Here is a 26,772-nt window from a genome sequence, read left to right as displayed (position 1 = left end):
CCTCAGCAGATTTCGCCGAAGTGGTCACCGGTTCGGCGGCAAAAATCTGCGATCAATCAGGAACCTAAGCGGACGAAGCGTTGGCCTGCCAACGCAAGTCTGCTTAGCCCTCCGGTGGCTTCGGGCCGGGTTCGCCCTCGCCGTGGCGGGAGCCACCGCCTGCCTGGCGCCCGCCGCCGGGGCGGAGCGGACCCGGCTCGTCGCCTACACGGCCCTCGAGATCGAGCAGCTCGACCCGGTCCGGCAGGCAATCGAGGCGGCTCTGCCCCAGGTCGAGATCGCCTGGCTGCGGGCCTCGACCGGGATCGTCACTGATCGCCTGCTCGCCGAGCGGGATGCGCCGCAGGCCGACCTGGTGATCGGCATCGCCACCACCAGCCTGCTGCAATTCGAGGCGGCGGGTCTCCTCGATCCCTACCGCCCCGCCGGCGTCGAGGCGCTGCGGCCGTTCTTCCGCGATCCGGCTCCGCCCTATAGCTGGACCGGCATGGACGCCTATCTGGGGGTGCTCTGCTTCAACACCGAGGTGGCGGGCCGGCACCGGATCTCGCGCCCGAGCTTCTGGCGCGATCTCCTCGGTCCCGCCTTCAAGGGTCGGATCGTGATGCCCGACCCGTCGGCCTCCGGCACCGGCTACCTGCTCGTCGCGGGCTGGCTCCAGACCTTCGGGGAGGATGCGGGCTGGACCTATATGGACGCCCTGCACGAGAACGTCGCCGCCTATCTGCCGAGCGGCTCGGCCCCCTGCCGGGAGGCGGCGTCGGGCGGTGCCGCCGTCGGCCTGTCCTTCGACATGCGGGCCGCCGCCGAGAAGGCGGCGGGGGCGCCGATCGACATCGTGGTGCCGGTCGACGGCACCGGCTGGGAGGCGGAGGGCTTCGCGGTCGTGGCCCGCCGGCCCCACCTCGCGCTGGCCCGGCGGGTGGCGGACTGGGCAGCGAGCCGGGAGGCGAACATGCTCTACGCCCGCAGCTTCGCCATCGTGGCCTATCCGGGTCTCTCCAGCCCGGGCCCGCATTACCCGCCCCATGCCGAGGCCCGAATGATCCGCAACGACCTCGGCTGGATGGCCCGCAACCGGTCCCGCATCCTGGCCGAGTGGCGCCGCCGCTACGGTGCCAAGGTCCGCGAGCGCTGACGGCGGGCCCCCTCGGGCGGGGGCACCTTTATTTTTCCATTCTGCCGTAGCAGATCGCCCCGGTGGCGGATCTCCCCTCCTGCGGGACCGCGTGTAGGGAAGCGGATGTATCACGCGGGCAAGGACGGGTGGCTGTTCCTCACCGGGGGCACCAACGAGGTAGCGGACCAGTACCGGCGGGTCCGCCCGATGGACCGGGTCCTGCGCCAGTGGCGCCGGCAGATCCTGCGGCGCGTCCGGCGCGGCCACACCTTCGGCGCGCGCTACCTGCATCTCGTGGTCCCCGAGAAGCTCAGCATCTACGAGGATCGCTTCGAGGGTCTCACCCTCGATCCGCGCCACGCGCCGGCCCGCCGCCTCGGCGCCCTGATGCGATGGTCGTGGCTGGGCCGCCGGGCCTGGATCGATCTCCTTGGGCCGATGCGGGCGCGGCGGAACGAGCGCGACCTGCATTACCGCACCGACACCCACTGGAACATCCACGGCTGCCTGCTCGCCTACCGGCTGGTCTGCCGCACCTGCGGTGCCACCCCGCGCACCGACTTCCTGGCGCGGCCGTTCGACGAGTTCGAGGCCGTGCTCGACATCGGCAACAAGCTCGACGCGCCGCCCGTCGAGACCGTGCGCAATTACCACCTGTTTCGCGATGCCGAGCGGGTCGGCGGCGGCCGCCTCATCGACGCCTATGCGGCGGCCGGCCGTCTCGGCGAGCTGCATAGCGGCGCCCACGCGGTCTACCGCAACCGCTCGCCCGACGCCGATCCCCGCATCCTGGTACTGTTCGGCGATTCCTGCGCCAACTTCTCGGGGAACGGCCTGACCGCGATGCTGGCCGAGACCTTCCGCGAGGTCCACTTCATCTGGTCGTCGAACCTCGACTGGGGCTATGTCGAGCGGATCCTGCCCGACATCGTGCTCTGCGAGCAGGTCGAGCGCTTCCTGCCGCGGGTTCCCGAGGACGATTTCGACCTCGCCACCGTGGAGGCGGAGCGGCTGGCGGCGTTGGGGGTGGCGGCTTGAGCCGATTTCGCCGAAGCGGTCACCGGTTCGGCGGCAAGAATCTGCGTTAAGACAATGACCATTCTGCTGACCGACGACCTTGATCTTCACGGTACACGACCATGGCATGGGGTTGAGGGTGGGAGAGCCCCGAGCCCGAAGCAGTCACGCTCCTGCCGTGTGCCATGCTCGATCCTGACGTGGCGGGCGTGAGCGCAGGCAGGCCAGTCATTTCTCGCATCTGCGCGCCGGTTGACCCGAACCGCCTCCGTCATATGGCTTGACGGAAAACTTGCATATGCGAGTAATTGCCCCGTGCCGGGGTCGCCGGCCGCGCTCACTGACGAGACGTGCCGCCCGATGGATGCGCGCACCCACCGCCTGCTCCACGCCCCGATCGGGCCGACGCTGCTTCGCCTCGCCGCGCCGAACGTGGTGGTGATGCTGGTCCAGTCCCTGGTCGGGCTGATCGAGACCGCCTTCGTTGCTGGTCTCGGCACCGATGCACTGGCCGGCATGGCGTTGGTCTTCCCGGTGCTGATGCTGGTTCAGATGATTTCCGCCGGGGCCATGGGCGGCGGCATCCTGTCGGCGGTGGCCCGCAGCCTCGGCGCCGGACGGCGGGCGGAGGCCGACAGGCTGCCGTGGTACGCCGCCGCCATCGGCCTCGCTCTCGGGCTCCTCACCACGGCGCTCGAACTCGCCTTCGGGCCGGCACTCTATCGGGTCATGGGAGGTGAGGGCGCGTCGCTCGCCGCGGCCACGACCTATGGCGGCGTGGTCTTCAGCGGCGCGGTGCTGGTCTGGCTGTTCAACGCGCTCGCCGCGGTGATCCGCGGCACCGGCAACATGGCGCTGCCGGCCGTCGTCATCAGCATCGGCGCCGCCGTGCTGGTGCCGCTCTCGCCCGCCCTGATCTACGGGTTCGGGCCGCTTCCGGGCCTCGGCATCGTCGGCGGCGGCGCCGCGGTGCTGGCCTACTACGCCGCCGGCACGCTGGTCTTCGCCCATCACCTCTGGGCCGGGCGCGGGCTGTTGCGGCCGGGTACCCGGCCGCCGCGCCTCGCCTGGGAGCCGTTGCGCGACATCCTGCGGATCGGCGCCGTCTCGTCGATCGTCAGCGCCACCACCAACGTCACCATCGCCGTCGCCACCGCCTTCGCGGGGGAGGCGGGCCCGGCCGCGGTCGCGGGCTACGGCACCGGGGCGCGGCTCGAATACCTGCTGGTGCCCCTCGTCTTCGGCCTCGGCGCGCCGATCGGCGCGATGGTCGGCACCTGCATCGGCGCCGGCGACCGGGCGCGTGCGCTCCGGGTGGCCTGGACCGGGGCGGCGATCGCGGGCGGGCTTACGGAGGGAATCGGGCTCGCCGCTGCCCTGTGGCCTCGGCCGTTCCTGAGCCTGTTCGGGGACGATCCGCAGATGCTCACGGTGGGCAGCCGCTACCTCCATCTCGTCGGGCCGTTCTACGGCTTCGCCGGCGTCGGGCTCGCCCTCTACTTCGCCTCGCAAGGGGCCGGCCGGGTCGGCTGGCCGCTGGTGGCGGGGCTCGCCCGCATGGCGGTGTCGATCGGCGGCGGCGTCCTGGCGTTACACCTCGGCCTCTCGCTCGACGGGGTCTTCCTGGCGCTCGGCCTCGGGCTCGCCGCGCTCGGGCTCATCAATGCCGGTGCCGTCGCCGCCGGGGCGTGGTTTCGCGGGACCGGGACGGCGCCGGTCCTGGTCGCGGTGGGAGGGGACGAGCGATGACGCGGGAGCGGGATGGCAAGGAGTTGTATCTGGAGGATCTGGCGCCGGGCCAGATCTACCGCTCGGGGGAGACCACGGTGACCGAGGCCGACATCGTCCGGTTCGCCGAAAGCTTCGATCCCCAGCCCTTCCACCTCGATGCCGGGAAGGCTGAGTCGACCTTCTTCGGCGGCCTCGCGGCGAGCGGCTGGCACACCGCATCGCTCACCATGCGGCTCCTCGTCGGGGGCGGGCTGCGCCTTGCCGGCGGCATCATCGGGGCCGGCATGGACGAGCTGCGCTGGCCGAAGCCCCTGCGGCCGGGCGACACGATCCGGCTCGAGAGCGAGGTGATCGAGGTGCGACCCTCCCGCTCGCGGCCGGGCCAGGGCCTCGCCAAGGTGCGGACCACGACGCTGAACCAGCATGGCGAGCCGGTGCAGGTGCTCGTCGCCAACCTGCTGGTGGTGTGCCGGCCGGAGAGCTGAGGCTGGGCTATCCCGGCAGTCTCCCCCGCGCCGGATTGCCCACGGCGACGCAGCCCGCCGGCACGTCGCGGGTCACCACGCTGCCCGCCCCGATGATGGCGTCGTCGCCGATCGTCACGCCCGGCAGGATCATCGCGCCGCCGCCGATCCAGACATTGGCCCCGATCGCGATCGGCCGGCCGAATTCGAGCATCTGCCGGCGCTGGGCCGGATCGCGCGGATGGTCGGCGGTGAGGATCTGCACGCCCGGCCCGATCTGCGTCATGTCGCCGATCGTCACCGCGACGATGTCCAGGATGCAGCAATTGAAGTTCAGGAAGACGCCGCGGCCGAGGCTGATGTTGTAGCCGTAGTCGCAATGGAACGGCGGGCGGATGTCGCAGCCCTCGCCGACCCGGGCGAAAGCCTCCGCCATCAGCGCCTGCCGCTCCGGCTGGCTCGACGTGGTGCGGGCGTTGTAGCGGTCCATCCATTCCGAGATGCGCCGGTTGTCGGCCATCAGCTCCGGATCGTTGGCGATGTAGAGTTCGCCGGCGAGCATCTTCTGCTTCTGGCTCGGCATGGTTCCTCGCGCTGGGGTGACCTTCGATCGTGATGCGTACATATGTACATATCGCGCGAAAGCCAACCCGCCCCCCGAGACCCGCTTGTCCGCCACCACCCGCCGCCACGATCCCGATCGCCGCGCCCGCATCCTCCGGGCCACCCTCGACACGATCGCCGCGCACGGCGTCGCCGGCACGACGCATCGGCGGATCGCGGCGGCGGCCGACGTGCCGCTCGGCTCGATGACCTATCACTTCGCGAGCCTCGACGATCTCCTGACCGAGGCGTTCACGCTGCTCGCCGACACCGTGGCGGCCCGGTTCGGCGAGCGGCTCGCCGCCGCCGGAACCCGCGCGGACGCTTGCGAGGCGGTGGTCGACCTCGTCGTCGACGAGATCTGGGCGACGCCCCGCACCCTGCTCCTGAGCTACGAACTCTACGCCTATGCCGCCCGGGTGCCCGCCCTGCGCCGCGTGATGCAGGGGTGGATGGGCAAGAGCCGGGAGGCATTGGAGCGGCATTTCTCGCCGGAGACCGCGCGCGCCCTCGATGCGATGATCGAGGGCCTGTCGATCCATCGCTCGGTCGATCCGCGCCCGGCGAGCCGCGAGGAGGTCCGGGCGATCGTCGCCCGCCTCACGCTGCCGCTTCCTTGAAAAGCCGGGAGCGGCCCCGCATATCCGCCTGCGACGAAATGGTCCCATCGGAGAACCAACACGTGAGCGAGACTGTGGAGCGGCATTCGTTCGGCGCCGAGGTCGGGCGCCTCCTGGATCTCGTGGTCCACGCCCTCTACTCCGAGCGCGAGATCTTCCTCCGCGAGCTGGTCGCCAACGCCGCCGATGCGGTCGACCGGCGCCGGTTCGGGGCGCTGACCGACTCCGCCCTGGCCCTGCCGACGGAGGCCAAGATTCGGATCGTGCCCGACAAGGCGGCCCGGACCCTGACCCTCTCGGATCCCGGGATCGGCATGGCCAAGGACGAGCTGGCGCAGAACCTCGGCACCATCGCGCGTTCCGGCACCCGGGCGTTCAGCCAGTCGCTGGCCGACGCCAAGCCCGAGGAGCGCCCGAGCCTGATCGGCCAGTTCGGCGTCGGCTTCTACTCGGCCTTCATGGTGGCCGACCGGGTCGAGGTCACCTCGCGCAAGGCCGGCGCGGACGACGCCTGGACCTGGGCCTCGGAGGGGCAGGGCGAATACACCCTGGCACCCGCGACCCGGTCCGAGCCCGGCACCGACATCGTCCTGCACATGAAGGCCGATGCCGAGGAGTATCTGGAGCCGCTGCGGCTCGAGACCATCGTGCGCAAATGGGCCGACCACATCACCGTGCCGGTGACGCTCGTGCGCGACGGCGAGGAGGTTCCCGGCACCAAGGGCACGGCGCTCTGGCGTAAATCCAAGTCCGAGGTCAGCGAGGACGAGTATACCGAGTTCTACCGCCAGGTCGCGCACGCCTTCGACAAGCCCTGGGCGACGCTGCACTGGCGGGCGGAAGGCCAGCTCGAGTTCACCGCGCTGCTGTTCGTGCCGGGCATGAAGCCCTTCATGGCGATCGAGGAGCAGCGCGACAGCAAGGTGCGCCTGCATGTGCGCCGGATGTTCATCACCGACGAGGCCGGGCTGCTGCCGTCCTGGCTGCGCTTCGTCCAGGGTGTCGTCGATACCGAGGACCTGCCGCTCAACGTCTCGCGCGAGATGCTGCAAGCGACGCCCGTCCTCGCCCGCATCCGCCGGGCCGTGACCGCCAAGGTCCTGTCCGAGCTGAAGACCCGGGCGAAGGACGCCGAGTCCTACGCCACCTTCTGGCAGGCTTTCGGCCCGGTGCTGAAGGAGGGGCTGTGGGAGGATGCCGAGCATCGCCAGGACATCGCCAACCTGCTGCGCTTCCGCTCCTCGACCACCGAGGGCTGGACCTCGCTCGCCGATTACGTCTCGCGCATGAAGCCGAACCAGGAGGCGATCTACATCCTGGTCGGCGACGACGTGGAGGCGCTCAAGCGCTCGGCCCAGATCGAGGGCTTTTCCGCCCGCGGCCTCGAGGTGCTGCTGCTCTCCGACCACGTCGACGCCTTCTGGCCCGAGCGGATGGACACCCATGACGGCAAGCCCATCCGCAGCATCACGCAAGGGAGCGACGACCTCTCGGCCTTCGAGCCGGAGGTCTCCGAGGCGGACGCTCCGGCCGACCTCACCGATCTCCTGCCCAAGCTCAAGGAGGCGCTCAAGGACGACGTTTCCGACGTGAAGGCGAGCCAGCGCCTCGTCGACAGCGCGGTCCTGCTCTCGGCCCCGGCCTTCGGGCCCGACCTCCAGATGCAGCGCCTGCTGCGCCGGGCCGGACGCGGTGCCGGCGGGATGGGCGGCCAGCCGGTGCTGGAGCTGAACCCGCGCCACACGCTGATCCGCCGCATCGCCGAGCGGGCGGCGGCGGGGGAGGATGTCGGCGAGGCAGCCCAGACCCTCGTCGATCTCGCCCACGTCCAGGGCGGCGACCCGCCCCGCGACCCTGTCGCTTTCGCCCGCCGGGTCGCGGCGGCTCTGGCGCAGGTGTGATCCGGGAGCCGACGGCCCCGTCATAACGACGGTGCGCCCGGGAGAGGGGGAGGGACCTCCTCTCCCGTACCGTTGCCGCGGCCGTCCTTCGGGCCTCCTTGCCTCCCCCCGGGAGCATCGGAGAGGGCGTCGTCGCGGCGGGGCTCGACCGGGCGCTTTCCCGAGCCGCGACCGGCACTACCTGACCAGCGGGAACGACGAGACCCTCGTGCTGACGCGCCGCGGGCCGGAGGGAGCATGATGAATCCGCTGATCCGGAAGCTCGAACGGTTCACCCGCCTGAGCGATGCGGACAAGCGCCTCCTGCACCAGGCGGCTACCGCGCGGATCGTCAATTACGACACCCACCAGGACATCATCGCCGAGGGCGAGGAGCCGACCGACGTCAACCTGATCCTCGCCGGCTGGGTCTGCCGCTACAAGCAGCTCGCCGATGGCGGCCGGCAAATCATGTCGTTCCTGCTGCCCGGCGACCTCTGCGATCTCAACATCTTCCTCCTGCGCCGGATGGACCACGCGCTCGGCACGCTCACCCCGGTGGTGGTGGCCAAGATCTCCCGCGATCTGCTCCAGGAGATGCTGAACGCCGATCCGCGTCTGACCCGGGCCCTGTGGTGGGAGGTGTTGGTGACGGCGGCGATCCATCGGGAATGGCTGGTGAATATCGGCCGGCGCACCGCGCTGGAGCGCGTCGCTCACCTGCTCTGCGAGGTCTATGTTCGCCAGCGGGCGGTCGGACGGGCGAAGGACGGCTGCTGCGACTTGCCGATCACCCAGGTCGAGCTGGCCGATGCGCTCGGCCTCTCGGCGGTGCACGTCAATCGCACCCTGCGCGAGCTGCGCGTCTCCGGCGTGATCGACTGGCGTGACAAGCAGCTCTGCATTCCGGATGTCGATGCCCTGACGAGCGTGGCCCGGTTCGTTCCGGATTACCTGCATCTCGACTACGAGGGCGAGCGGTTCGATGCGAATGGTTAAAATATATTGAACATCGGGCTTGGCGCGCCGTTGCAACCCAGGCCGCCATCGGGTGTCGAGGTCCAGAAGGAGTTGCTCACCGCGCTCACGCGCGGGTGTCGCTGAGCGTCAAACGCCGTGAGCAGCCCGCGGGCAGCCGAAGACGACGACCAGCCATTTGGCCAAGGACAAGGTCTTCGTGCTCTCGGATGTCCATCTGACGGCTCATGATGGGCCCACTCATCTCAGGACCGTCCAAGACCCTAGAGCATTTTCCGACGAAGTGGATGCTGGTTCGTCGTAGAAAGTGCAACAAAATCAAAGAGAGAGAAACTTCGCGATTGCTGCGCAATCATGAAGCGCTCCAGACTGGCATTGGCCGGGGTTCTGTGCTCTTGGATCGACCGCATCAACCATCCCCGATCGGAAATGTAAGCAATACGGTCGGGTAATCTCGGCGAAGTCGGCAACTAAGCCAAGAATGTTCATGGGCGCGCGCTCCGTCGAGCATCAGGCGTGTCCATTCTCGTACATGCGCCGCAAGCGCTGCGAGACCGTGAACCGACCCGCCGGATGGATGGTCGACGAAATCTCGAAGACCTTGCCCTTCTCGTCGAGGTACTGGCGCACGATCCGCAGCGCGGGCGCCTCGGGCTTCGCCTGCAACGCGGCGGCGCGGACAGCCGGGAGCGCGATAGCGTCGACGTCCTGCCGGATCTCGGCGCTGCGGCGGCCGTAGCGCTGTTCGATCAGCGTGGTGATCAGAACATCTGGTGATGCGCGAACGACGTCGCCGAGATCGGCGTAGGTCGGGTCGATGTATACGTCGGTCCATCCGATCGGGGCACCCCCCGGTCGCCCATCCAGGCGCAGGCTTGAGATCCGGAACCAGCGCGTCCCCTCCTCGCAGCCGAGTTCCGCGGCAAGGCTCGCATCCGCCGTGACCTCGGCCGTCTCCTGCACCGTGCGGATATGGGCGACGCCGAACTGGATCAGGTCCTCCAGCGAGGCGAGCGACTGCCGGTAGCCGCTCGTCGGCGCCGCCGCCTCGACCCGTGTGCCCGCCTTCTTCTTGCGCGAGACCAGTCCTTGATCCTGCAACTGCCGGATCGCGGTGCGCACCGTGTGGCGGCTCGCTCCGTAGTGCTCGCAGAGTTCCAGTTCGGTCGGCAGCAGCGACCCGATTGGGAACCTGCCCGTGGTGATCCCAGCCGTCAGATCGCGCGCGACCTGCGCCCATAACGTCTCGCTCATCGACGCTGTCCGTAAACGCGCGCACCGATGCGCGCCACCCCCGTTGACAAAATGTCCGTACATATCTTAGGAGTTTTATGTCCGAACATAAAAGTGCCGCTCGCACGGCGGCTGGAGGAAACGATGAGCCGCCCGATCCCCGCACCCACCACCACCGTCATCGACTCACTCCTGTTCCGCGATGCCTTCGGCACACCGGCCGTGCGCGCGATCTTCTCCGATCATGCCTTGATCCAGCGCTACATCGAAGTCGAGGTCGCGCTCGCCAAGGCCGAGGCTGCCTGTGGCATCATTCCGACCGAGGCGGCCGACCAGATTGCGGCGAACTGCAACTTCGACACGCTCGACTTCGACCTCCTGCGCCACGAGACCGACACCGTCGGCTACCCGATCCTGCCGCTCGTGCACCAGTTGGTGAAGCAGTGCGGTGAGGCAGGCCGCTACGTTCACTGGGGTGCCACAACCCAGGACATCATGGACACCGCCAACGTGCTCCAGATCCGCGCAGGTCTGGACCTCGTTGCCGCCGACGTCGACGCCCTGAGGGCGATCCTGGCCGACCTGTCGCGCCGCCACCGCGACACCCCGATGGCAGGACGCACCCACCTTCAGCAGGCCCTCCCGGTCACCTTCGGCTACAAGACCGCGATCTGGCTCGCCGCCCTCGACCGCCACGCCGAGCGCCTCGCCCAGGTCCGCCCGCGGGTGCTGGTCGGCTCATTCGCCGGGGCCGCCGGGACCCTGGCCTCGCTTGGCGAGCACGGGCTTGCCGTCCAGGAAGCCCTCTGCCGCGAACTCGGTCTCGGCGTGCCGGTCTCGACGTGGCACGTGGCCCGCGACGGTTTCGCCGAGGTGGTCAACCTCCTCGCCCTGATCACCGGCTCCCTCGGCAAGATCGCCCTCGACGTCATGATCATGGCCTCGACCGAGTTCGCCGAGGTCTACGAGCCCTTCGTCACCGGGCGCGGCGCCTCCTCGACCATGCCGCAGAAGCGCAACCCGATCTCGTCCGAACTGATGCTCGCCGCCTCCAAGGGCGTGCGCCAGCAGGCGGGTCTGATGCTCGATGCCATGGTGCAGGACTTCGAGCGGGCGACGGGCCCCTGGCACGCCGAATGGATGGCGATCCCCGAGAGCTTCGTGCTCGCGGCGGGGGCCCTGCATCAGGCCAAGTTCGCGCTCGGCGGGCTGATCGTCGACGAGGCGCAGATGCGCAAGAACCTCGGCATCAGCCGGGGCTTGATCGTCGCCGAGGCCGTGATGATGGCGCTCGCGCCCCATACCGGCCGCCAGCAGGCGCACGACCTCGTCTACGCCGCCTGCCGCGTCGTGAACGAGCAGGGCGGCACGCTCGCCGAGGCACTGGCCGCGGTGCCCGAGGTTGCAGCCCACTTCGACCGTGCCGCGATCGATCGCCTGACCGACCCGGCGAACTACCTTGGCTCTGCCCCGCAGATGGTCGACCGCGTGCTCGCCTCGGTGCCGCGCGACCGCTGAACCTCACCCCCCATCGCATCCCGCCGACCGAACGCGCCGCGCCGCAGGGCTTCACCGCCCTCGGCGACAACAAGAGCACGCGGTCTTCGCCGACCCACAGGAGGAAACCATGTCGATGACCGCCAGCACGCCCACCGGTCTGCACCCGCCACCCGCATCCACCGCCAAGCCGCGCACGTCGATCTGGACCAACCTCGGCTTCCAGATCATCGTGGCGATGGTGCTCGGCGCCGCGGTGGGCTTCCTGTTCCCGAGCTTCGCGTCCCAGCTCAAGATCCTCGGCGACATCTTCCTGCGCCTGATCAAGACCGCGGTGGCGCCGCTGGTCTTCCTGTGCGTGGTGGTCGGCGTGACCTCGGCGGGCGACTTCAAGCGCGTCGGCAAGGTCGGGCTGATCGCGATGCTCTATTTCGAGATCGTTTCGACCATCGCGCTGGCCGTGGGCCTGCTCGCCGGAAACCTCCTCGGCGTCGGCCAGGGCATGGCGGAGACGACCAAGGCCACGCTCGCGCAGGGCAAGGCACCGACCGGGGCAACCGCGCCGCATTCGACGCTCGACTTCATCCTCAACGTCTTCCCGGACAACTTCATCGGCGCCTTCGCCCGCGGCGAGTTGCTCCAGGTACTGGTCATCGCGCTGATCTTCGGTGCGGCCCTGCTGAATCTGTCGCCCGAGAAGCGCCAGCCGATCGAGCGCGGCCTCAACACGATCTCTGACGCATTCTTCGAGTTCATCCACCTGATCATGTGGTGCGCGCCGATCGGCACCTTCGGGGCGGTCGCCTTCGCGGTCGGATCGAGCGGCACGAGTGTCCTACTCTCGCTGATCTACCTCGTGCTCAGCTTCTACGCCGTGGTGATCCTCTTCATCGTGGTGGTGCTCGGCGCGATCTCGGCCGCGTTCAAGATCAACCTGTTCCGGTTCCTCGCCTTCATCAAGGAGGAGATCTACATCGTGCTCGGGACCGCCTCCTCTGAGAGCGTGCTGCCGCGCCTGCTGGAGAAGCTGCCGACCTACGGCTGCTCGCGGCAGTCTGTCGGTCTCGTGCTGCCCACCGGCTACGCATTCAACCTCGACGGCACCTCGATCTACATGTCGATGGGCGTCATCTTCCTGGCGAGCGCCTACCACGTGCCGCTCGATCTCGGGCAGCAGCTTGGCATCCTGGCGATCATGCTGCTGACGTCCAAGGGCGCCGCGACGGTCTCGGGGGGCAGCTTCGTGGTCTTCGCCGCAACGGTGGCCGCCACAGGCGTGCTGCCACTGGAGGGTCTGCCGATCCTGTTCGGGGTCTACCGCTTCATGTCGATCGCGATCGCGACCACCAACGTGATCGGCAACAGCGTGGCGACCGTCGTCACCGCAAAGCTCGCGGGCGAGTTCGACGAGGTCATGGCCCGCGACGCTCTTGCCCGGATGCGGGCCGAGAAGGCACTGGCGGCCTGATCACCGGGCCATCATGGATGATGTCGCGGCGACGTCGTTCCTGATGGCCTTCTCGCTCGTGGATCCAAGGTAAGGGTGCATCAGGCTGCGCATCGACCAATGCACGGGAGGTACCCGCTCATGTCCAACGACTCCCGCCTCGAACACGATGCCTACGGCCCGACATCAAGTCCCGCGGGGCGTTACTGGAGTGCTCAAACGGCCCGAGCCCTGGAAATCTTCACGCTCGGCGGGGGAGTGAACCGCTGCTCCCGACCCAAAGCAGACCCGGCAAAGGTCTGCTTTCCGCCATTCGGCATAGCCGATCTACGGCCTGACAGGCGCCTCGCCGTCTGACCGTTGTGGAGCCCGCATTCAGACGCTGTGCCGTTTCCCGGCGCGATCTCGGACCGTCCGAGCGCCTGTTAGCGAAGGGACACCGACGTGCTTCTCGCTTGAAGCGCATGCTGCAACAACGGCTTGCCGGGACCGGAGAGCCACTCGTCGAAGCGCGTCAGCCTGCCAAACTCCCTTCGGAGCGCGTCGATGTCGGCGTTGCCCGCCAGACGACCGTCATCGACCAGGGCCGCTAACCGACCCAAGAACGCGTTCCCTGCGAGGACATCGTCGGGGAAGCGCAGATAGGTGATGGTCCTGCCCGCCGCTCGGCTCAGCGCCTCGCCGAGTTGCGCCCCCGTTACCTCGTCGCCCGCGATCTCGATGGTCCGACCGGCGAAATGGTCCGGGGCAGCGAACGCTGCCGCAACAATCGCCCCGATGTCCTGGACAGCGATCACCTGCGCGACCTGCTCTGGCCGAAGGAAGAAGCTGAAATACCCGTGGTCCAGCCCCATGCCGGGGAGCATCAATAGTTCCATGAAGGCAGCAGGCCGGACGATAGTACTGCGTAGGTCGAGGCCGCGGATGTGCTCCTCGATCGCGAACTTGCTGTCGAAATGGCCCATCCCGGTCGGGCCTCGACCGACCGCGTTCACGGACGAGTAGACGAGGTGTTGGACTCCCGCGGCCAACGCGACGTCGGCAATCCTCTTTCCCCAACGGATCTCCTGCTCGTCGGTTACGCCGTAGGTGGGACCTTGGCCGGAACTCGGCTGCACGCTGAAGACCCCGTGAACGCCGACTATTGCCGCTTGGACGGAGGCTGGGTCGTCGAGGTCGCCCCGGATCACATCGACGCCCGTGGACGAAAGCCTCTTGGCCTTCCCGCCGTCCGGATCGCGCACGAGCGCCCTGACGGACCAGCCGTTCGCCCGCAGGGCAGCGGCGACGGCCCCACCTTGCTGCCCGGTTGCCCCGAGCACCAGCACGGTCCGCCCGGCGCTCGTTCGATGGTCCGTTGCCGGTTGGGTATCGGGTTGCGTGGTTGGCACGACGGCCTCCTGTGTCTACGGAGGCAGTTTGGTATAGTATCTATACCTGTATGCAATTAGGCACCAGAAGGCGACTTGGTAGCCTGGAGTATCCCACCGATGGCGGCATCGTCCCCCGACGACCTCGAACTGAACCGCGTGATCCTGGAGCACATCACAAGCAAATGGACGTTGCTGGTCCTGGCCAGCCTCTGCGACGGCCCCATGCGCTTCAATGCACTGCGCCGGGCGCAAAAGGGCATCACCCAGAAGGCGCTCACGCAATGCCTGCGCAGGCTGGAGGCGAACGGGTTCATCAAGCGGTCCGTCGTCAGCACCGCTCCGGTCGCCGTCACCTACGAGATCTCGCCTCTGGGGCGGTCGTTGGAGCCCCATCTTCAGGCGATCCTGTCCTGGGCGGCAGAGCACGGAGATGAGGTCAGGGCGGCGCAGCAGGCATTCGTCATCGCCAGCGCGTGAAACCAAGACTAGAACTCGCCCTACGAGAGGTTGCCAAGTGCCGTAATCAGGGACAGAGAACCTGCTTCCGGCTACCAAGCCAACGATGACTTCCCACCCGTTGCAGACGTTGCAAACGTCCGCTTCCGACCCTTAGGACGCGGACGATCAAATCACGACAGAGATTATGGTTGGTCGAGACGCTGCTTGGCTTCCGCCGTCACCGGGGCGAACAGATTGACGAGCGAGCCGTCCGGGTCGCGCAGCAGCAGGGAGCGGTTGCCCCATGGCATCGTCGTCGGCGGTTGCACCAGCGCCCAACCAAGGTCGGGCGCGAGCCGTGCGTATTCCGCGTCGACATCCCCGACCCGGAACTCAATGATCGCGCTCCGGTTGGCCGCCGCCTGGGTGGCGGTGTCACCGCCGAACAGGGCCAGGGTACGTGTACTGCCGACCGCCAGCGTCGCGCCCGTCGTGCGCAACTCGGCGAAGTCAGGCGTGTAGCGGGTGGCGGGGAGCGCCGTCACCGCCTCGTAGAACGCGATAAGACGATCAACGTCGGCGGTGATAATGCGGGTCGAGGCGAGATGCACGCTGTCCTCCGGAACGGCCGCGGCATTGACGCCGCGGAGCATGGGCGTAACCGAACCCTGCTGACACCGTCCTGTCAGCAGGGATGAGCTGATGCGTCGCGCCGATCGCCTGTTCCAGATCATCCAGATTCTGCGCCGCTCGGCGCGACCGATCACGGCCTCAATGCTGGCGGCCGAACTCGAAGTGACGATCCGCACGGTCTACCGCGACGTCGCGGACCTGATCGCGCAATGCGTCCCGATCCGGGGTGAAGCAGGGGTGGGCTACGTCATCGACCGCGACTACGACATGCCGCCGTTGATGCTCAGCACTGACGAGTTGGAAGCGGCGGTGCTGGGCGCGCAGTGGGTCGCAGACCGCGGCGATCCAGGGCTGGCGAACGCGGCGCGCGATCTGCTCGCTAAGATCGCCAACGTCGTCCCCGACCATCTGCGCCCGTTCATTGCCGACCCGGGCGTCGGCGCTGCTCCCGCCCGCGCTACGTCCGTCGATGGCCTCGACATGGCGCGGCTGCGTGCTGCGATCCGCGCGGGGTGCAAGGTGCGCATCCGCTACCGCGATAAGGCTGGCCGCGCGAGTGAGCGCGTCGTCTGGCCGGTGATCGTCGGCTACGCCGACACCGTCCGCCTGCTTGCCGCGTGGTGTGAACTCCGACAAGCCTTCCGTCATTTCCGCGCCGACCGTATTGAGGCCGCGGTCTTTCTCGATGAACGTTTCGAGCGACGGCCCGGCGATCTGCGGCGAGATTGGAAGTGCCACTTCGAGGCCGAGCGCGGTGTGCGCTTGCCCTGAATAGCTGACTAGCCGTGGATCGTGGGACATCCAGAACGGCGAGGCTGGGTCGGATGCGGAACGCCCGCTCCTGAGCAAAGTGGGAGGCTATCGTCAAACCCGACCGCTCATAACGGTCTGGCTGGGGGTTCGGTCCTGGGAGATCGATCGTTACGGGTAGGGCGGCGGCATCGCATATGCCGCTCCGTAGCACTCCACCCCGCTGCAAGGCTGCTTATTGGACAAACCTTGGACACGCGCCGCATAAAATCGAGCTAAGCGCTTGATATTATTGGCGCGCCCTACGGGACTCGAACCCGTGTTTTCGCCGTGAAAGGGCGACGTCCTAGACCGCTAGACGAAGGGCGCTCAAGCGGGGCGAGGGGAGCTATAGTGGGGTTCTGCCGGGAGGGCAACCGGATTGATGGGCTTGACGGGGGACGGCAGGTTCGCCTTGTCGGGTCCGGGTTGGGCCTCGAACGCGAGCGGGACGACGGAATGACGACGAGGCAGGGCCCGCGTGCGGGCGGGCAGACCCGATTCGGGGCGGGCAAACCCGCCCAGGGCCGGTTCGGGCAGAGCAAGGGCGGGGCAGGGCGGCGGCCGGGGGCCGAGGCGCAGGACGACCGTGACGGGCTGACGATCCTCTATGGCTGGCATCCGGTCTCGGAGGCCCTGCGCAACCCGAAGCGGGCGCTCATCAAGCTTCTCGCCACCGAGAATGCAGCGCTCCGCCTCGCCGAGGAGATCGGCGAGCTGCGCATCACCCCTGAGATCGTCAAGCCTGGCGCCATCACCGGGCTGCTCGGGCCCGATGCGGTGCATCAGGGGCTCTATCTCGAGGCGGAGCCGCTCGCGGGCCCGGCCTTCGACGCGCTGCCGGACGATGCGGTGCTGCTCGCCCTCGACCAGATCACCGACCCGCACAATGTCGGCGCCATCGTGCGGACGGCGGCCGCCTTCGGCGTCACCGCCATCGTCACCACCGCCCGGCATTCGCCGACGGTCACCGGCGTGCTCGCCAAATCCGCCTCGGGCGGGCTGGAGCACGTGCCGTTCGTGGTGGTGCGCAACCTCGCCGAGGCGCTGATCGAACTCGGCGAGCGCGGCTTCACCCGGGTCGGCCTCGATTCGGAGGCGCCCGAGACCCTCGACGCGGTCGGGCCGCGGGCGCCGCTCGTGGTGGTGCTCGGGGCCGAGGGCAAGGGCCTGCGCCAGCGCACCCGCGAATGCTGCGACGTGATGGCCCGGATCCCGTTCCGGGGCGCGATCCAGAGCCTCAACGTCTCGAACGCCGCCGCGATCACCCTCTACGCCCTGATGCCCCGCGCCTGACGGATCAGGCGCAAAAGCCCTGGTCCCCGGTTCAGCGCCAGAACGGGCGGATGTCGATCAGCGCCTCGTGCGCCTTGGCGGCCTCGGCCAGCAGGCGCCCGGTGCGGGCCTCATTGTCGGCGGTGGCGAGGCCCGCCGCGAAGACGGCGCCCTCTGGCGCGCCCCTGGCAAGCTCGGCCGCCAGGGTGTGGGCGGTGGCGATGTCGTTGAGATCGCCAAGATGGTCTTGCAGGTCGGCCAGGGCCTCCACGAAATGCGTGTGGCGCTTGGCCGCTTTCTTCCCGTCGTAGAGGGCGGCGAAGAATTCGGCGCCGTAGCGCAGCTTCTTGGCGGCGATCCGCACCCCGTGGCGCGCCTCGGGGTCGAGGTCGGCGAGGTGGCGTCCGCGCTTTTTGACCTGGCGGCGGCGGCGCTCCAGCTCCGCCGTGGCGAAGGTCGGGGCCGGGCCGTCGCGGAGGTCAGCATTCGGACTGTCCGGGCCGAGCCAGGGACCGGCCTCGATCCAGGCGACGAGGTCGAGCAGGAGGTCGCGCCAAGCGTGGCTCTCCAGCACCGCCCGCACCGCCTCGTGGGCCGCCGCGCGCTCGGTCTCGAGATGGCGCTCCAGGATCAGCAGCCCGGTTTCGTCCGGGCGCCGCTCGCGCTCCCGCGGCAGCGTCTTGCCAAGATAGACGTCGAGGTTGCGCGCGTGCCCGAAGGGCTCGCTCTGGCGCTTCAGCTCGGCCTTGAGGGCGGGGATCCGCCGGTCCTCGATCACGCTACCGAACAGCGAGAAGGCTGACCGTAGCCGGCGCAGGGACACCCGCAGCTGGTGCAGCGCCTCGACGTCGCGGCGCGAGAGCAGCACGGTCTCGTTGAGGCGCATCTGGCGCAGGCAGGCGAAGGCCACGGCCTGGAACGCCTGGGCGGCATTCATCTCGGGGTCGAGCGGCACCGGATCGGCCTTCACCGCGCGGCCGAGGCGGCCCCTGATCAGGGCGTCGCCGCGCTCGAACTTGCTCAGCGCCCCGAGGCGCAGCGGCACGTCGGCGCCGAGGCTGCGGGCGAGATCGAACAGGGCCGAGGGCGCGCCGCCGGTCAGTTCGAGCTCAAGCTCGCTGATCGGGGAGACTCGGTCGTCCGGCGCCCAGACCCGGCCGCGGTCGAGGGCGACCTCAATGCGGCTGCCGGCCGGTCCGGTATCGGCGAGGCGGCGCACGCTGCGGGTCACCGTGGACGAATAGAGCGGGCTCAACTCCGCCGCACCGTCGAGGAGCTTGGCGATAGGCGTGCCGGCAAAGGAGGCGGGCTCGGGATTCGGCCCCGCAATGTCGCTCTCCCATTCCGGTCGGTCAAACAGGCCGACCCCGCCGCCGCCCCGTGCCTTCACGGTCTGGATGTGGCGGTCGCCGTCCTGGCGTACCCGCAGGGTGTAGCCGGCCTCGCGCAGGCGCCCGTCCGGCGTGTCGTAATAGACCGAGGTCAGCTCGGTCTCGGTCCAGTCTCCGGCGAGCAGCGGGTGCTCCCGCAGGCGTGTGATGTCGGAAGCCTCGACATCCAGCTTCAACTCGGTCTCGCGCGGATCGCTCATCACGGTGGTCCTGATCTCCCGTTCGGACCGCCAGATAAGGGGGTCCTGGGTGGAAATCATGGACGAGCCGGAAAAGTTTCGCAAAGCGCGGCCGCAATGACGCCGCCGCAGGAGCGACGCGCGTGCGGCGGGAGGAGAGCGGTCGGCGCGCGCGGGGCGGGGATGGTCAGCGCGCCCGCAGATGGGCGAGGAGCCGGTCCGCGGCGGCCTCGGGCGGTCCGTCATTCATCACCACGAGGTCGGCGGTGACCGAGGCCGAGCGCGACAACCGTGCCCTAAGATCGCCGTCCTCGCGCCGCCCGCGGGCGGCGAGGCGGGCGGCCAGCACCTCGGGCGGTGCGGTGATCTCGACCACGGTGACGCCGGGCAGGCGCCGGCGCGCCTCGCCCACCGCCCGGCGCGAGACGTTGCAGACCACGATGTGCCCGGCCTGGGCGAGCGCCACCGTCTCCGCCGGCAGGGCATAGCCGAGATTATGGGCGCGCCAGGACAGGGCGAAGCGGCCCTCCGCCTCGCCGGCGCAAAACGCCTCCTCGGTGATCGGAGCGTTGTCCTCGTGCGCCGAAGGCGGACGGGTGACGAGGCGGCGCGGGAAGACGTAGCGGGGATCCCCCGCCAGGGCCTCGCGGGCGAGCCGCAGGAGGGTGTCCTTGCCGGCCCCGCTCGGGCCGACCACCAGGACGAAGCCGCCGTCGCCCATCAGGCCACCAGCCGGCCTTGGCGCCAGACCTGGCGCACCACCGGCACGCCCGCGGCGAGGCGCACGCGGACGACGTCGGCCCGCAGGCCCGGGGCCAGCGCGCCACGGTCGTCGAGGCCGGTGGCACGGGCGGGGTTGGCGGTGACGGTGGCGATCGCCTCGGGCAGGGTGATGGACTCGACCCGTTCGGGCAGGCCGAAGGCCGCCATCACCAGGCTTCCCGGCACGTAATCGGAGGAGAGCACGTCGAGGAGCCCGTCCCGGGCCAGGTCCTCCGCCGCGACGTTGCCCGAATGCGAGCCGCCGCGGATCAGGTTCGGCGCCCCCATCATCACGGTGATGCCGGCCGCATGCGCGGCGTCCGCGGCTTCCAGCGTCGTCGGGAACTCGGCGAGGCGCACGCCTTCGTCCTGGGCCAGGGCGACGTCGGCGCGCGTCGTGTCGTCGTGGCTCGCCAGCGCGATGCCGTGGGCCCGGGCCAGCGCCACCAGGGCCGGGCGGTTGACCGCGTTGAAAGCCTCGCCGTCGCGGATCTTCAGGGCGGTGTTGGCCTGGATCTCCGACAGCGAGCGGCCGCCGCGGGTGGCGTAGGTGTAGTATTTCTCGATGTCGCGGAACTGGCGCTGGCCCGGGGTGTGGTCCATCAGCGAGATCAGCCCGACGGGATAGAGCGCCGTGAAGTCCCGCACCGTGTCGAGCAGGTCGCCGGAGGGAATCTCGCAGCGCAGATGCGTCCGGTGCTCGGCGCGGAACAGGTCGGCGCCCTTGGCGGTCTCGATCGCTGCGGCGAGCTGCATCAGCTCGGGGCCCAAGCCGCTGCCATCCGGGTCGCTGCCGGCGCGCAACGAATCGAACACCGTGGTGATGCCGGACGCCGCGATCTGCGCGTCGTAGGCGAGCACGGCGCCGAGCGGGTGCCAGCGCACCTTGGGGCGGGGGGCGTAGTGGCTCTCGAGGTGGTCGGTGTGCAGTTCGACGAGGCCCGGGATCAGGTGGTCGCCGTCGAGGTCGAGGCCGCGTTCCGGCGCCCGGCCCTCGCCGATCTCGGCGATGCGGCCATCGACCATGGCGAGCCAGCCGTTCTGCACCCGGTCGGGCAGCACCAGGGTGGCGTTCTCGAGGATCCGGTCTTGCATGGGGGTCCCCCGTTCAGGCGGCTTTTGGTTTAGGCGGCAACTGGTCTAGGCGGCTTGGCGTTGGCGAAAGGCGGTGACGTCGACCACCCGGGTCGCCACCGCCTCGCGCACGTCGGTGTCGTGGAAGATGCCGAGGAGTGCCGCGCCGGCCGCCTGCCGGGCACGGATCAGCTCGACCACCACGGCGCGGTTCCGCGCATCCAGGGAGGCCGTCGGCTCGTCGAGGAGCAGGATCGGCCGCTCGGCGATCAGCCCGCGGGCGATGTTGACCCGCTGCTGCTCGCCGCCCGAGAATGTCGCGGGCGGCAAGTCCCACAAGCGCTCAGGGAGATTGAGGCAGGACAGAAGCTCCTCGGCCCGGGCGAGGGCGCGGTCCGCCGCCAGGCCGCCCTCGCGGCCGGCGGAGGCCACCACCTCGCGGGCGCCGACCCGCGGGATTACCCGCAGGAACTGCGACACGTAGGAAATCGTGTGCCGGCGCAGGGCCAGCACCTCCCGGGGCGAGGCCGAGGCGACGTCGGTCACCGTCTCGCCGTCGCGCACCAGGATCGTTCCGCGGTCGCAGCGGTAATTGCCGTAGGCCATCTTGAGGAGCGAGGACTTGCCGGCGCCCGAGGGGCCGCCGAGCACGACGCATTCGCCCGGATAGACGGCGAGGTCGGCGCCGCCCATCACCGGCAGTTGCACGCCGCCGCGCAGGTGGAGCGTGAACGTCTTGGCGACGTCGCGGAATTCGAGGGCTGGCACGATCGTGGCGGACGTGATCTTGGCGGACGTCATGCGGCGAGCACCGATGAGACGAGGAGCTGGGTATAGGGCTCGGCCGGATCGTCGAGCACCTGGTCGGTGAGGCCGGTCTCGATCACCCGGCCGGCGCGCATCACCATCACGCGGTGGGAGAGCAGGCGGGCCACCGCGAGATCGTGGGTGACGATGATGACCGCCAGCCCGAGTTCGGCGACGAGGCCGCGGATCAGGTCGAGGAGGCGGGCCTGGACCGAGACGTCGAGGCCGGAGGTCGGCTCGTCCATCAGCACGAGGCGCGGGCCGGTGACGAGGTTGCGGGCGATCTGGAGCCGCTGGCGCATGCCGCCGGAGAACCGCGTCGGCGGATCGTCGACCCGGTCGGCGGCGATCTCGACCTTGGCGAGCCAATCCAGCGCCGTGCCGCGGATGGTGCCGTAATGGCGGGCGCCGGCCCCCATCAGCCGCTCGCCGACATTGCCGCCGGCCGAGACCGCCATGCGCAGGCCCTGGCGCGCGTCCTGGCGCACGAAGCCCCAATCGGTTCGCATCAGGGCCCGGCGCTCGGCCTCGCTCAAGCGGCTGAGATCGCGCATCACCCCGTCGCGCATCCGGTAGGAGACGCTGCCGGAATCGGGGGCAAGCTCGGTGGCGACGAGCGAGAGCAGCGTCGACTTGCCGGAGCCGGATTCGCCGACGATCGCCAGCACCTCGCCGGGATCGAGATCGAAGGACACGTCGGCGCAGCCGAGGCGGGCACCGTAATGCTTGGTCAGGCCGCGGGCCTGGAGCAGGGCGTCGCTCATGCGGTCTCCTCCACGTCGGTTGCGTGACTGTTCGAGGAACGGGAAAGGCGCGGGACGTCTCCTCTCCCCGCGGGCGGGAAGAGGGCTTCACCTCCCTCGTCGGGGGTGAAGCGAGGGGAGGCGAAGCCGGAGCGAGGGTGAGGGAGGCTCGACGCATCTCCCCGCCCGCGGGGAGAGGAGGAAGCCGCCGCGTCTCCGTCTTCCGAAAGTCCCGTCTCGGCCGCAAAGGGCGGATCGAGGCGGAAGCTGTAGCCGTAGCGCTCGAAGCCGAGGCTCTCGTAGAAGCGGTGCGCGGGCTTGGCGTCGACGTTCGAGGACAAGGCGAGCTTGTAGCAGCCCTTCTCGGCCGCGAGGCGCCCGGCCTCCTGCATCATCCGCCGGCCGAGGCCGGTGCCGCGCTCGGCGGCGCCGACGACGACGCTCTCGACCAGGGCGGAGGGCGTGCCCCAATGGGCGATGTTGTCGAGGATGACGAGGCAGAAGGTGCCGACGATCCGGCCCTCGACCTCGGCCACGTAGAGCCCGTAATCGGGATAGGCGTCGAGGCGGGCCAGCAGCGCCTCGGCCTGGTCCAGGGTCGCGACCCGGCCGTCGTTCAGTTCGGCGTAAAGGCCGAGCACGGCCGGCAGGTCGGGCTTGCCGGCGCGGCGGACGATGACCTCAGACATGCGCCGTCTCCATCCCGCCGGTGCCGACATGCCCGTCCGCCCGGCGTTCCTCGCAATGGTCGGTGTCGGAGCAGACGAACATCCGCTTGCCGGCATCGTCGAGCAGCACCTCGTCGAGATAGACGCCTTCCGCGCCGCAGAGCGCGCACGGCGTGTCGAAGCTCTGGACCCGGAACGGATGGTCCTCGAAGTCGAGGCTGCGCACCCGCGTGTGGGGCGGCACGGCGTAGATTCGCTTCTCGCGGCCGGCACCGAAGAGCTGGAGCGCCGGGCAATCGTCCATCTTCGGGTTGTCGAATTTCGGCGTCGGCGAGGGGTCCATGACGTAGCGGCCTGCCACCTCGACCGGGTAGGCGTAGGTGGTGGCGATGTGGCCGTGGCGGGCGATGTCCTCGTAGAGCTTGACGTGCATCAGGCCGTACTCGGCGAGCGCGTGGAGCTGGCGCGTCTCGGTCTCCCGCGGCTCCAGGAAACGCAGCGGCTCGGGGATCGGCACCTGATAGACCAGCACCTGCCCTTCGTGCAGCGGCGCCTCCGGGATGCGGTGGCGGGTCTGGATGACGGTCGCGTCGCGGGTCCGGGTGGTGACGGCCACGTCGGCCGTGCGGGCGAAGAAGGCGCGGATCGAGACCGCGTTGGTGGTATCGTCCGAACCCTGGTCGATGACCTTGAGCACGTCGCGCTTCCCCAGGATCGCCGCGGTGACCTGCACGCCGCCGGTGCCCCAGCCATAGGGCATCGGCATCTCGCGGGAGGCGAAGGGCACCTGGTAGCCGGGGATCGCGATCGCCTTGAGGATCGCCCGGCGGATCATCCGCTTGGTGCCCTCGTCGAGATAGGCGAAGTTGTAGCCGGTCTCAGGGGTGGCGGCGCTCATTCGGCGGCCTCCTTCATCTCGGTCTGAGGCGTCGCGTGCCGGGCGGCGTGCTCGGCGCGCAGGCGCAGCACCAGCTCCAGCTCGGCCTGGAAATCGACGTAGTGGGGCAGCTTCAGGTGCTCGACGAAGCCGGTCGCCTGGAGCGCGTCGCAATGGGCGAGCACGAATTCCTGGTCCTGCGCCGGTGCGCCGATCGGCTCGCCGAGTTCCTCGGCCCGGAGCGCGCGATCGACCAGCGCCATCGCCATCGCCTTGCGCTCGCTCTGGCCGAAGGCGAGGCCGTAGCCGCGGGTGAACTGGGGCGGCACCTCGGCGCTGCCGTGGAACTGGTTGACCATCTGGCACTCGGTGAGGTCGATCTCGCCGAGGGGGACGGCAAAGCCCAGCTCCTCCGGCACGAACTCGACCGCCACCGTGCCGACCCGGATCTCGCCGACGAAGGGGTGGGTGCGGCCGTAGCCGCGCTGCGTCGAGTAGCCGAGCGCGAGCACGAAGCCTTCGTCGCCGCGCGCGAGGGCCTGGAGCCGGAGCGCCCGGTCGGCCGGGAAGTCGAGCGGTTCGCGGGTGAGGTCGGCGGGCGGGGTGCCGTCGTCCGGGGCGGAGGGCTCGATCAACCCGGCATTGCCCAGAAGGTCGGTGACCCGCGGGGCGTGGGCGGCGTCCGGCAGCGGCTCGGCTTCGGCCGCCACCGGCGCCTCGCCCTCGGCGGCGAGCGCGAAATCGACGAGGCGGTGGGTGTAGTCGAAGGTCGGGCCGAGCACCTGGCCGCCGGGCAGGTCCTTGTAGGTGGCGGAGATGCGCCGGCGCAAGGTCATGGCGCCGGTCTCGACCGGCTCGGAGGCGCCGAAGCGGGGCAGGGTGGTGCGGTAGGCCCGCACCAGGAACACCGCCTCGATCAGGTCGCCGCGCGCCTGCTTCAGGGCGAGCGCGGCGAGGTCGGGATCGTGCAGCGAGCCCTCGGTCATCACCCGGTCGACCAGCAAGGCCATCTGCTCGCGGATCTGCGCCACCGAGAGTTCCGGCACCGCGGTGTCGCCCCGGCGGGTCTCGGCCAGCAGCCGGTGCGCGTTGGCGATGGCGGCCTCGCCGCCCTTCACGGCCACGTACATGGCTCTAACCTCAGGTCGTGACGCGGGTGGAGCGCGGCAGCGCGGCGAGGCGGCCGGGGGCCGCCAGGATCAGGTCGACCCCTTGCGGGAAGCCCGCATGGTTGCGGCCGAGCCGGTCGAGACTGTCGGCCGGCAGCGGCGAGGCCGCGAGACGGGCACTCCCCCGGATGCCCGGCCCGTCGAGGTGCCAGCCGTCCCGGTCCGACAGGGTCGAGACCGCGAGAACCAGGGTGGCGGAGCGGTCAGGGTAGGCCGGCGTTCCTTGCGCGAAGGTGGCGAAATCCGGGCAGGCGGCGGCCTCCGAGACCAGGGCGAAGGCCGCCTCGTCCGGGTTGTCCGTGATGCGGGCGCCGGTATGGAAGCGCAGGAACCCCGCCACCGCCGGGCTTCGCGCCAGGCCGGCATCGAGCCAGAGCGGCGCGTCGGCATCCGCCAGCGCCAGCGCGATGGCGGCTAGCTCCGGCGTCAGCGGTGCCGGAGGTTCCAGGCGCGGGGCGAGCGGCTGGACCGTGCCGGGGCGGGCGAGCGCCTCCATCACGGCGCGGAAGACGCCCTGAGCGTCGTGGACGGGGTCGGCAAAGCCGCGGGCGAGCATCAATCCTCTCCTCGGGCCATGGTGAAGAAGTTCACCCGCGTCGCCGCGATCCGCCGCGCCTCGGCGGCGCGCTCGGCGGCCCGGCGGGCCGCGACGGGAGCGAGCGCCGCCTCGACCGCCTCGCGCCGGTGAGGGACCTGCCACAGCGCGTCGAGGGTCGCGGCGAGCCGCGCCTTCGCCCGGTCGCGGCCGAGATGGTAGGCAAAGCCGGTCTCGCCGCCGCGCAAGCGCACCGCAGCCCGGGTCACCGTCGCCTCGCCGAGGTTGAACGGCCGGCCGTCGCCGCCGATGCGGCCGCGGGTCATCACGAGGCCGGTCTCGGGCGGGCGCAGATCCTCGGGGGCGTCGGTCGCGCCGAGCTGCGTCAGTGCCTGGCGCAATTCTTCGGGCCGGGCGTCGCCGCACAATGCCATCACGGCGCGGCGGGCGGCGAGGTCGGGCGATTCGCCGGGAGATGGGGTATGGTCGTGCATCGTCGGGTCGGCCTGCCTGCTGGCTTCCGTGTTGTCTAATGGTATAGACAACCGACAACCGAGGAGCAAATGAAACTTGGATGACGGTATGAGCGCGGGCGGCGACGGCCCGGTGACGGACGGAGCGGTGACGATCCTGGCGCGGGGCGAGGGCCTGGCGGCGTGGCGCCAGATCGCCGACGGGTTGTCCGCCGATATCGAGGCGGGGCACCTCGCCCCGGGCAGCCAGTTGCCGACGGAGGCAGCGCTGGCGGCGCGATTCGGGGTCAACCGCCACACCGTGCGCCGGGCGCTGGCGGCGCTGGCGGAGCGCGGGCTGGTGCGGGCGACGCAGGGGCGCGGCACCTTCGTGGAGACGCCGCGGCTCGCCTACCCGATCGGCCGGCGCACCCGCTTCTCGGAGATCGTGAGCAAGGCCGGCCGCGAAGCCTGGGGCGACCTGCTCGCCGCGGAGACCGTGCCGGCCGATCCGGCCACCGCGGAGGCGTTGAGGATCGGACCCGGGGACCCGATGCTCGAATTGCAGACGATCCACCGCGCCGACGGCACGCCGCTCTCGACGGCCCGGACCTGCCTGCCGCTGCCGCGCTTTGCGGGCTTCGCGGCGGCCTACGCGGGCTTAGGCTCGCTCACCCGCGCCTATGCGGAATTCGGTGTCGCCGACTACACCCGCCTCTCGACCCGCATCCATGCCCGCCCGGCCGCCGCCGACGAGGCCGCCCGCCTCGACCTCGCGCCGGGCCGGGTGCTGATCGTGCTCTCCAGCGTCAACGTCGACGCGGCGGGCGTGCCGATCCAGGCGACCCGCAGCCTGTTCGCGGCGGACCGGGTGGAGCTGGTGGTGGAGGGGTAGGGGCGGCGACTTCGGTCACCCACGTCCCGGTTTTCGCAGGGCTCTTCAGTGGCAGGAAAAGTCGCGGGTTTTCTCCTCTCCCGGCGGGCGGGGAGAGGGGATCTCCCGCGCCGCCCCGTTGC

27 protein-coding genes and 1 tRNA gene are annotated in these 26,772 nt (G+C 69.9%); 13 read left to right on the top strand and 15 right to left on the bottom strand.

The window, feature by feature from the left end:
• Nucleotides 1-142: 142 nt before the first annotated feature.
• The 4 genes from VP06_RS06820 to VP06_RS06805 all read left to right on the top strand — a co-directional run bounded on the left by VP06_RS06820 (nt 143) and on the right by VP06_RS06805 (nt 4,353).
• The gene (locus tag VP06_RS06820; RefSeq protein WP_048463068.1) at nt 143-1,138 is read left to right on the top strand and encodes an extracellular solute-binding protein; all 996 of its coding nucleotides are present in this window, start codon (nt 143-145) and stop codon (nt 1,136-1,138) included.
• A gap of 105 nt (nt 1,139-1,243) precedes the next feature.
• Nucleotides 1,244-2,158: an alginate O-acetyltransferase AlgX-related protein gene (locus VP06_RS06815; protein ID WP_048463067.1), complete on the top strand. Its 915-nt coding sequence runs from the start codon at nt 1,244-1,246 to the stop codon at nt 2,156-2,158.
• Between the two features lie 339 nt (nt 2,159-2,497).
• The gene (locus VP06_RS06810) at nt 2,498-3,886 is read left to right on the top strand and encodes an MATE family efflux transporter (protein ID WP_048463066.1); all 1,389 of its coding nucleotides are present in this window, start codon (nt 2,498-2,500) and stop codon (nt 3,884-3,886) included.
• Nucleotides 3,883-4,353 carry a MaoC family dehydratase gene (locus VP06_RS06805; RefSeq protein ID WP_048463065.1) on the top strand — a complete coding sequence of 157 codons (471 nt, stop codon included), beginning with the start codon at nt 3,883-3,885 and terminating at the stop codon, nt 4,351-4,353. The genes VP06_RS06810 and VP06_RS06805 overlap by 4 nt, the downstream gene beginning before the upstream one ends.
• Nucleotides 4,354-4,360: 7 nt before the next feature.
• Here VP06_RS06805 and VP06_RS06800 read toward each other — a convergent pair whose 3' ends face one another.
• The gene (locus tag VP06_RS06800; RefSeq protein WP_048463064.1) at nt 4,361-4,915 is read right to left on the bottom strand and encodes a sugar O-acetyltransferase; all 555 of its coding nucleotides are present in this window, start codon (nt 4,913-4,915) and stop codon (nt 4,361-4,363) included.
• 85 nt (nt 4,916-5,000) lie between these two features.
• Between VP06_RS06800 and VP06_RS06795 the strand changes: the two genes are divergently transcribed.
• The 3 genes from VP06_RS06795 to VP06_RS06785 all read left to right on the top strand — a co-directional run bounded on the left by VP06_RS06795 (nt 5,001) and on the right by VP06_RS06785 (nt 8,434).
• Entirely contained in the window at nt 5,001-5,555 is a 555-nt protein-coding gene (locus VP06_RS06795; RefSeq protein ID WP_048463063.1) for a TetR/AcrR family transcriptional regulator, read from the top strand.
• 62 nt (nt 5,556-5,617) lie between these two features.
• Nucleotides 5,618-7,456, top strand: a complete 1,839-nt coding sequence (gene htpG, locus VP06_RS06790) for a molecular chaperone HtpG (protein ID WP_048463062.1) — start codon at nt 5,618-5,620, stop codon at nt 7,454-7,456.
• Between the two features lie 237 nt (nt 7,457-7,693).
• Nucleotides 7,694-8,434 (top strand): Crp/Fnr family transcriptional regulator, encoded by a 741-nt coding sequence (locus VP06_RS06785; protein ID WP_048463061.1) that lies wholly within the window; start codon nt 7,694-7,696, stop codon nt 8,432-8,434.
• Nucleotides 8,435-8,923: 489 nt separating this feature from the next.
• Here VP06_RS06785 and VP06_RS06780 read toward each other — a convergent pair whose 3' ends face one another.
• Nucleotides 8,924-9,667 carry a GntR family transcriptional regulator gene (locus VP06_RS06780; RefSeq protein ID WP_048463060.1) on the bottom strand — a complete coding sequence of 248 codons (744 nt, stop codon included), beginning with the start codon at nt 9,665-9,667 and terminating at the stop codon, nt 8,924-8,926.
• A 123-nt stretch (nt 9,668-9,790) separates the two neighbouring features.
• Here VP06_RS06780 and pcaB point away from each other — a divergent pair, with 123 nt between their 5' ends.
• Together pcaB and VP06_RS06770 are read left to right on the top strand one after the other, a co-directional pair.
• On the top strand, nt 9,791-11,164 hold the full coding sequence (gene pcaB / locus VP06_RS06775; RefSeq protein ID WP_048463059.1) for a 3-carboxy-cis,cis-muconate cycloisomerase: 1,374 nt from the start codon (nt 9,791-9,793) through the stop codon (nt 11,162-11,164).
• 109 nt (nt 11,165-11,273) lie between these two features.
• Nucleotides 11,274-12,611: a cation:dicarboxylate symporter family transporter gene (locus tag VP06_RS06770; protein ID WP_082167222.1), complete on the top strand. Its 1,338-nt coding sequence runs from the start codon at nt 11,274-11,276 to the stop codon at nt 12,609-12,611.
• Nucleotides 12,612-13,015: 404 nt separating this feature from the next.
• Here VP06_RS06770 and VP06_RS06765 read toward each other — a convergent pair whose 3' ends face one another.
• Nucleotides 13,016-13,981: an NmrA/HSCARG family protein gene (locus VP06_RS06765; RefSeq protein WP_048463058.1), complete on the bottom strand. Its 966-nt coding sequence runs from the start codon at nt 13,979-13,981 to the stop codon at nt 13,016-13,018.
• A 99-nt stretch (nt 13,982-14,080) separates the two neighbouring features.
• Here VP06_RS06765 and VP06_RS06760 point away from each other — a divergent pair, with 99 nt between their 5' ends.
• A complete protein-coding gene (locus tag VP06_RS06760; protein WP_048463057.1) occupies nt 14,081-14,440 on the top strand; it encodes a winged helix-turn-helix transcriptional regulator in 360 nt (119 codons plus the stop codon).
• A gap of 164 nt (nt 14,441-14,604) precedes the next feature.
• Here VP06_RS06760 and VP06_RS06755 read toward each other — a convergent pair whose 3' ends face one another.
• A complete protein-coding gene (locus VP06_RS06755) occupies nt 14,605-15,054 on the bottom strand; it encodes a VOC family protein (protein ID WP_425350891.1) in 450 nt (149 codons plus the stop codon).
• Between the two features lie 49 nt (nt 15,055-15,103).
• Here VP06_RS06755 and VP06_RS06750 point away from each other — a divergent pair, with 49 nt between their 5' ends.
• Nucleotides 15,104-15,805 carry a helix-turn-helix transcriptional regulator gene (locus VP06_RS06750; RefSeq protein ID WP_048463056.1) on the top strand — a complete coding sequence of 234 codons (702 nt, stop codon included), beginning with the start codon at nt 15,104-15,106 and terminating at the stop codon, nt 15,803-15,805.
• A gap of 272 nt (nt 15,806-16,077) precedes the next feature.
• Here VP06_RS06750 and VP06_RS06745 read toward each other — a convergent pair.
• Nucleotides 16,078-16,153 (bottom strand) — tRNA-Glu (locus tag VP06_RS06745).
• A 129-nt stretch (nt 16,154-16,282) separates the two neighbouring features.
• On the opposite strand from VP06_RS06745, the gene rlmB reads away from it, so the two are divergent.
• Nucleotides 16,283-17,119 (top strand): 23S rRNA (guanosine(2251)-2'-O)-methyltransferase RlmB, encoded by an 837-nt coding sequence (gene rlmB / locus VP06_RS06740; protein WP_048463055.1) that lies wholly within the window; start codon nt 16,283-16,285, stop codon nt 17,117-17,119.
• Nucleotides 17,120-17,150: 31 nt separating this feature from the next.
• Here the strand turns inward: rlmB and VP06_RS06735 are convergent, their stop codons facing one another.
• The 10 genes from VP06_RS06735 to phnG form a co-directional block, all read right to left on the bottom strand.
• On the bottom strand, nt 17,151-18,689 hold the full coding sequence (locus VP06_RS06735; RefSeq protein WP_048463054.1) for a CYTH and CHAD domain-containing protein: 1,539 nt from the start codon (nt 18,687-18,689) through the stop codon (nt 17,151-17,153).
• A gap of 166 nt (nt 18,690-18,855) precedes the next feature.
• Nucleotides 18,856-19,389 (bottom strand): phosphonate metabolism protein/1,5-bisphosphokinase (PRPP-forming) PhnN, encoded by a 534-nt coding sequence (phnN, locus tag VP06_RS06730; RefSeq protein ID WP_048463053.1) that lies wholly within the window; start codon nt 19,387-19,389, stop codon nt 18,856-18,858.
• Nucleotides 19,389-20,525, bottom strand: coding sequence for an alpha-D-ribose 1-methylphosphonate 5-triphosphate diphosphatase (locus VP06_RS06725; RefSeq protein WP_048463052.1), 1,137 nt, complete (start codon nt 20,523-20,525; stop codon nt 19,389-19,391). The genes phnN and VP06_RS06725 overlap by 1 nt, the downstream gene beginning before the upstream one ends.
• Before the next feature lie 45 nt (nt 20,526-20,570).
• Complete coding sequence (gene phnL, locus VP06_RS06720) at nt 20,571-21,305, bottom strand: phosphonate C-P lyase system protein PhnL (protein WP_048463051.1); 735 nt, start codon at nt 21,303-21,305, stop codon at nt 20,571-20,573.
• Nucleotides 21,302-22,075, bottom strand: a complete 774-nt coding sequence (gene phnK / locus VP06_RS06715) for a phosphonate C-P lyase system protein PhnK (protein WP_048463050.1) — start codon at nt 22,073-22,075, stop codon at nt 21,302-21,304. Before phnK ends, phnL begins: the two co-directional genes overlap by 4 nt.
• A complete protein-coding gene (locus VP06_RS06710) occupies nt 22,072-22,743 on the bottom strand; it encodes a GNAT family N-acetyltransferase (RefSeq protein ID WP_245291081.1) in 672 nt (223 codons plus the stop codon). Before VP06_RS06710 ends, phnK begins: the two co-directional genes overlap by 4 nt.
• Nucleotides 22,736-23,620, bottom strand: a complete 885-nt coding sequence (locus tag VP06_RS06705) for an alpha-D-ribose 1-methylphosphonate 5-phosphate C-P-lyase PhnJ (protein ID WP_048463049.1) — start codon at nt 23,618-23,620, stop codon at nt 22,736-22,738. Before VP06_RS06705 ends, VP06_RS06710 begins: the two co-directional genes overlap by 8 nt.
• A complete protein-coding gene (locus VP06_RS06700) occupies nt 23,617-24,729 on the bottom strand; it encodes a carbon-phosphorus lyase complex subunit (protein ID WP_048463048.1) in 1,113 nt (370 codons plus the stop codon). Before VP06_RS06700 ends, VP06_RS06705 begins: the two co-directional genes overlap by 4 nt.
• 10 nt (nt 24,730-24,739) lie before the next feature.
• Nucleotides 24,740-25,324 (bottom strand): phosphonate C-P lyase system protein PhnH, encoded by a 585-nt coding sequence (gene phnH / locus VP06_RS06695; protein WP_048463047.1) that lies wholly within the window; start codon nt 25,322-25,324, stop codon nt 24,740-24,742.
• Nucleotides 25,324-25,797 (bottom strand): phosphonate C-P lyase system protein PhnG, encoded by a 474-nt coding sequence (gene phnG, locus VP06_RS06690; RefSeq protein WP_082167220.1) that lies wholly within the window; start codon nt 25,795-25,797, stop codon nt 25,324-25,326. The genes phnH and phnG overlap by 1 nt, the downstream gene beginning before the upstream one ends.
• 88 nt (nt 25,798-25,885) lie before the next feature.
• On the opposite strand from phnG, the gene phnF reads away from it, so the two are divergent.
• Nucleotides 25,886-26,650 carry a phosphonate metabolism transcriptional regulator PhnF gene (gene phnF / locus VP06_RS06685; protein ID WP_048463046.1) on the top strand — a complete coding sequence of 255 codons (765 nt, stop codon included), beginning with the start codon at nt 25,886-25,888 and terminating at the stop codon, nt 26,648-26,650.
• Nucleotides 26,651-26,772 lie beyond the last annotated feature (122 nt).

It is taken from the genome of Methylobacterium aquaticum, assembly GCF_001043915.1.
Classification (GTDB): domain Bacteria; phylum Pseudomonadota; class Alphaproteobacteria; order Rhizobiales; family Beijerinckiaceae; genus Methylobacterium; species Methylobacterium aquaticum.
This window is presented reverse-complemented; position numbering and strand designations above follow the sequence as displayed.

What these genes read in the sequence shown, in the direction of transcription:
- VP06_RS06815 (WP_048463067.1), top strand. Translation starts at nt 1,244, where the DNA reads ATGTATCACGCGGGCAAGGACGGGTGGCTGTTCCTCACCGGGGGCACC.
- VP06_RS06810 (WP_048463066.1), top strand. Translation starts at nt 2,498, where the DNA reads ATGGATGCGCGCACCCACCGCCTGCTCCACGCCCCGATCGGGCCGACG.
- VP06_RS06805 (WP_048463065.1), top strand. Translation starts at nt 3,883, where the DNA reads ATGACGCGGGAGCGGGATGGCAAGGAGTTGTATCTGGAGGATCTGGCG.
- VP06_RS06800 (WP_048463064.1), bottom strand. Translation starts at nt 4,915, where the DNA reads ATGCCGAGCCAGAAGCAGAAGATGCTCGCCGGCGAACTCTACATCGCC.
- VP06_RS06785 (WP_048463061.1), top strand. Translation starts at nt 7,694, where the DNA reads ATGATGAATCCGCTGATCCGGAAGCTCGAACGGTTCACCCGCCTGAGC.
- VP06_RS06780 (WP_048463060.1), bottom strand. Translation starts at nt 9,667, where the DNA reads ATGAGCGAGACGTTATGGGCGCAGGTCGCGCGCGATCTGACGGCTGGG.
- pcaB (WP_048463059.1), top strand. Translation starts at nt 9,791, where the DNA reads ATGAGCCGCCCGATCCCCGCACCCACCACCACCGTCATCGACTCACTC.
- VP06_RS06770 (WP_082167222.1), top strand. Translation starts at nt 11,274, where the DNA reads ATGTCGATGACCGCCAGCACGCCCACCGGTCTGCACCCGCCACCCGCA.
- VP06_RS06760 (WP_048463057.1), top strand. Translation starts at nt 14,081, where the DNA reads ATGGCGGCATCGTCCCCCGACGACCTCGAACTGAACCGCGTGATCCTG.
- VP06_RS06755 (WP_425350891.1), bottom strand. Translation starts at nt 15,054, where the DNA reads ATGCTCCGCGGCGTCAATGCCGCGGCCGTTCCGGAGGACAGCGTGCAT.
- VP06_RS06750 (WP_048463056.1), top strand. Translation starts at nt 15,104, where the DNA reads ATGCGTCGCGCCGATCGCCTGTTCCAGATCATCCAGATTCTGCGCCGC.
- rlmB (WP_048463055.1), top strand. Translation starts at nt 16,283, where the DNA reads ATGACGACGAGGCAGGGCCCGCGTGCGGGCGGGCAGACCCGATTCGGG.
- VP06_RS06735 (WP_048463054.1), bottom strand. Translation starts at nt 18,689, where the DNA reads ATGAGCGATCCGCGCGAGACCGAGTTGAAGCTGGATGTCGAGGCTTCC.
- phnN (WP_048463053.1), bottom strand. Translation starts at nt 19,389, where the DNA reads ATGGGCGACGGCGGCTTCGTCCTGGTGGTCGGCCCGAGCGGGGCCGGC.
- VP06_RS06725 (WP_048463052.1), bottom strand. Translation starts at nt 20,525, where the DNA reads ATGCAAGACCGGATCCTCGAGAACGCCACCCTGGTGCTGCCCGACCGG.
- phnL (WP_048463051.1), bottom strand. Translation starts at nt 21,305, where the DNA reads ATGACGTCCGCCAAGATCACGTCCGCCACGATCGTGCCAGCCCTCGAA.
- phnK (WP_048463050.1), bottom strand. Translation starts at nt 22,075, where the DNA reads ATGAGCGACGCCCTGCTCCAGGCCCGCGGCCTGACCAAGCATTACGGT.
- VP06_RS06710 (WP_245291081.1), bottom strand. Translation starts at nt 22,743, where the DNA reads ATGTCTGAGGTCATCGTCCGCCGCGCCGGCAAGCCCGACCTGCCGGCC.
- VP06_RS06705 (WP_048463049.1), bottom strand. Translation starts at nt 23,620, where the DNA reads ATGAGCGCCGCCACCCCTGAGACCGGCTACAACTTCGCCTATCTCGAC.
- VP06_RS06700 (WP_048463048.1), bottom strand. Translation starts at nt 24,729, where the DNA reads ATGTACGTGGCCGTGAAGGGCGGCGAGGCCGCCATCGCCAACGCGCAC.
- phnH (WP_048463047.1), bottom strand. Translation starts at nt 25,324, where the DNA reads ATGCTCGCCCGCGGCTTTGCCGACCCCGTCCACGACGCTCAGGGCGTC.
- phnG (WP_082167220.1), bottom strand. Translation starts at nt 25,797, where the DNA reads ATGCACGACCATACCCCATCTCCCGGCGAATCGCCCGACCTCGCCGCC.
- phnF (WP_048463046.1), top strand. Translation starts at nt 25,886, where the DNA reads ATGAGCGCGGGCGGCGACGGCCCGGTGACGGACGGAGCGGTGACGATC.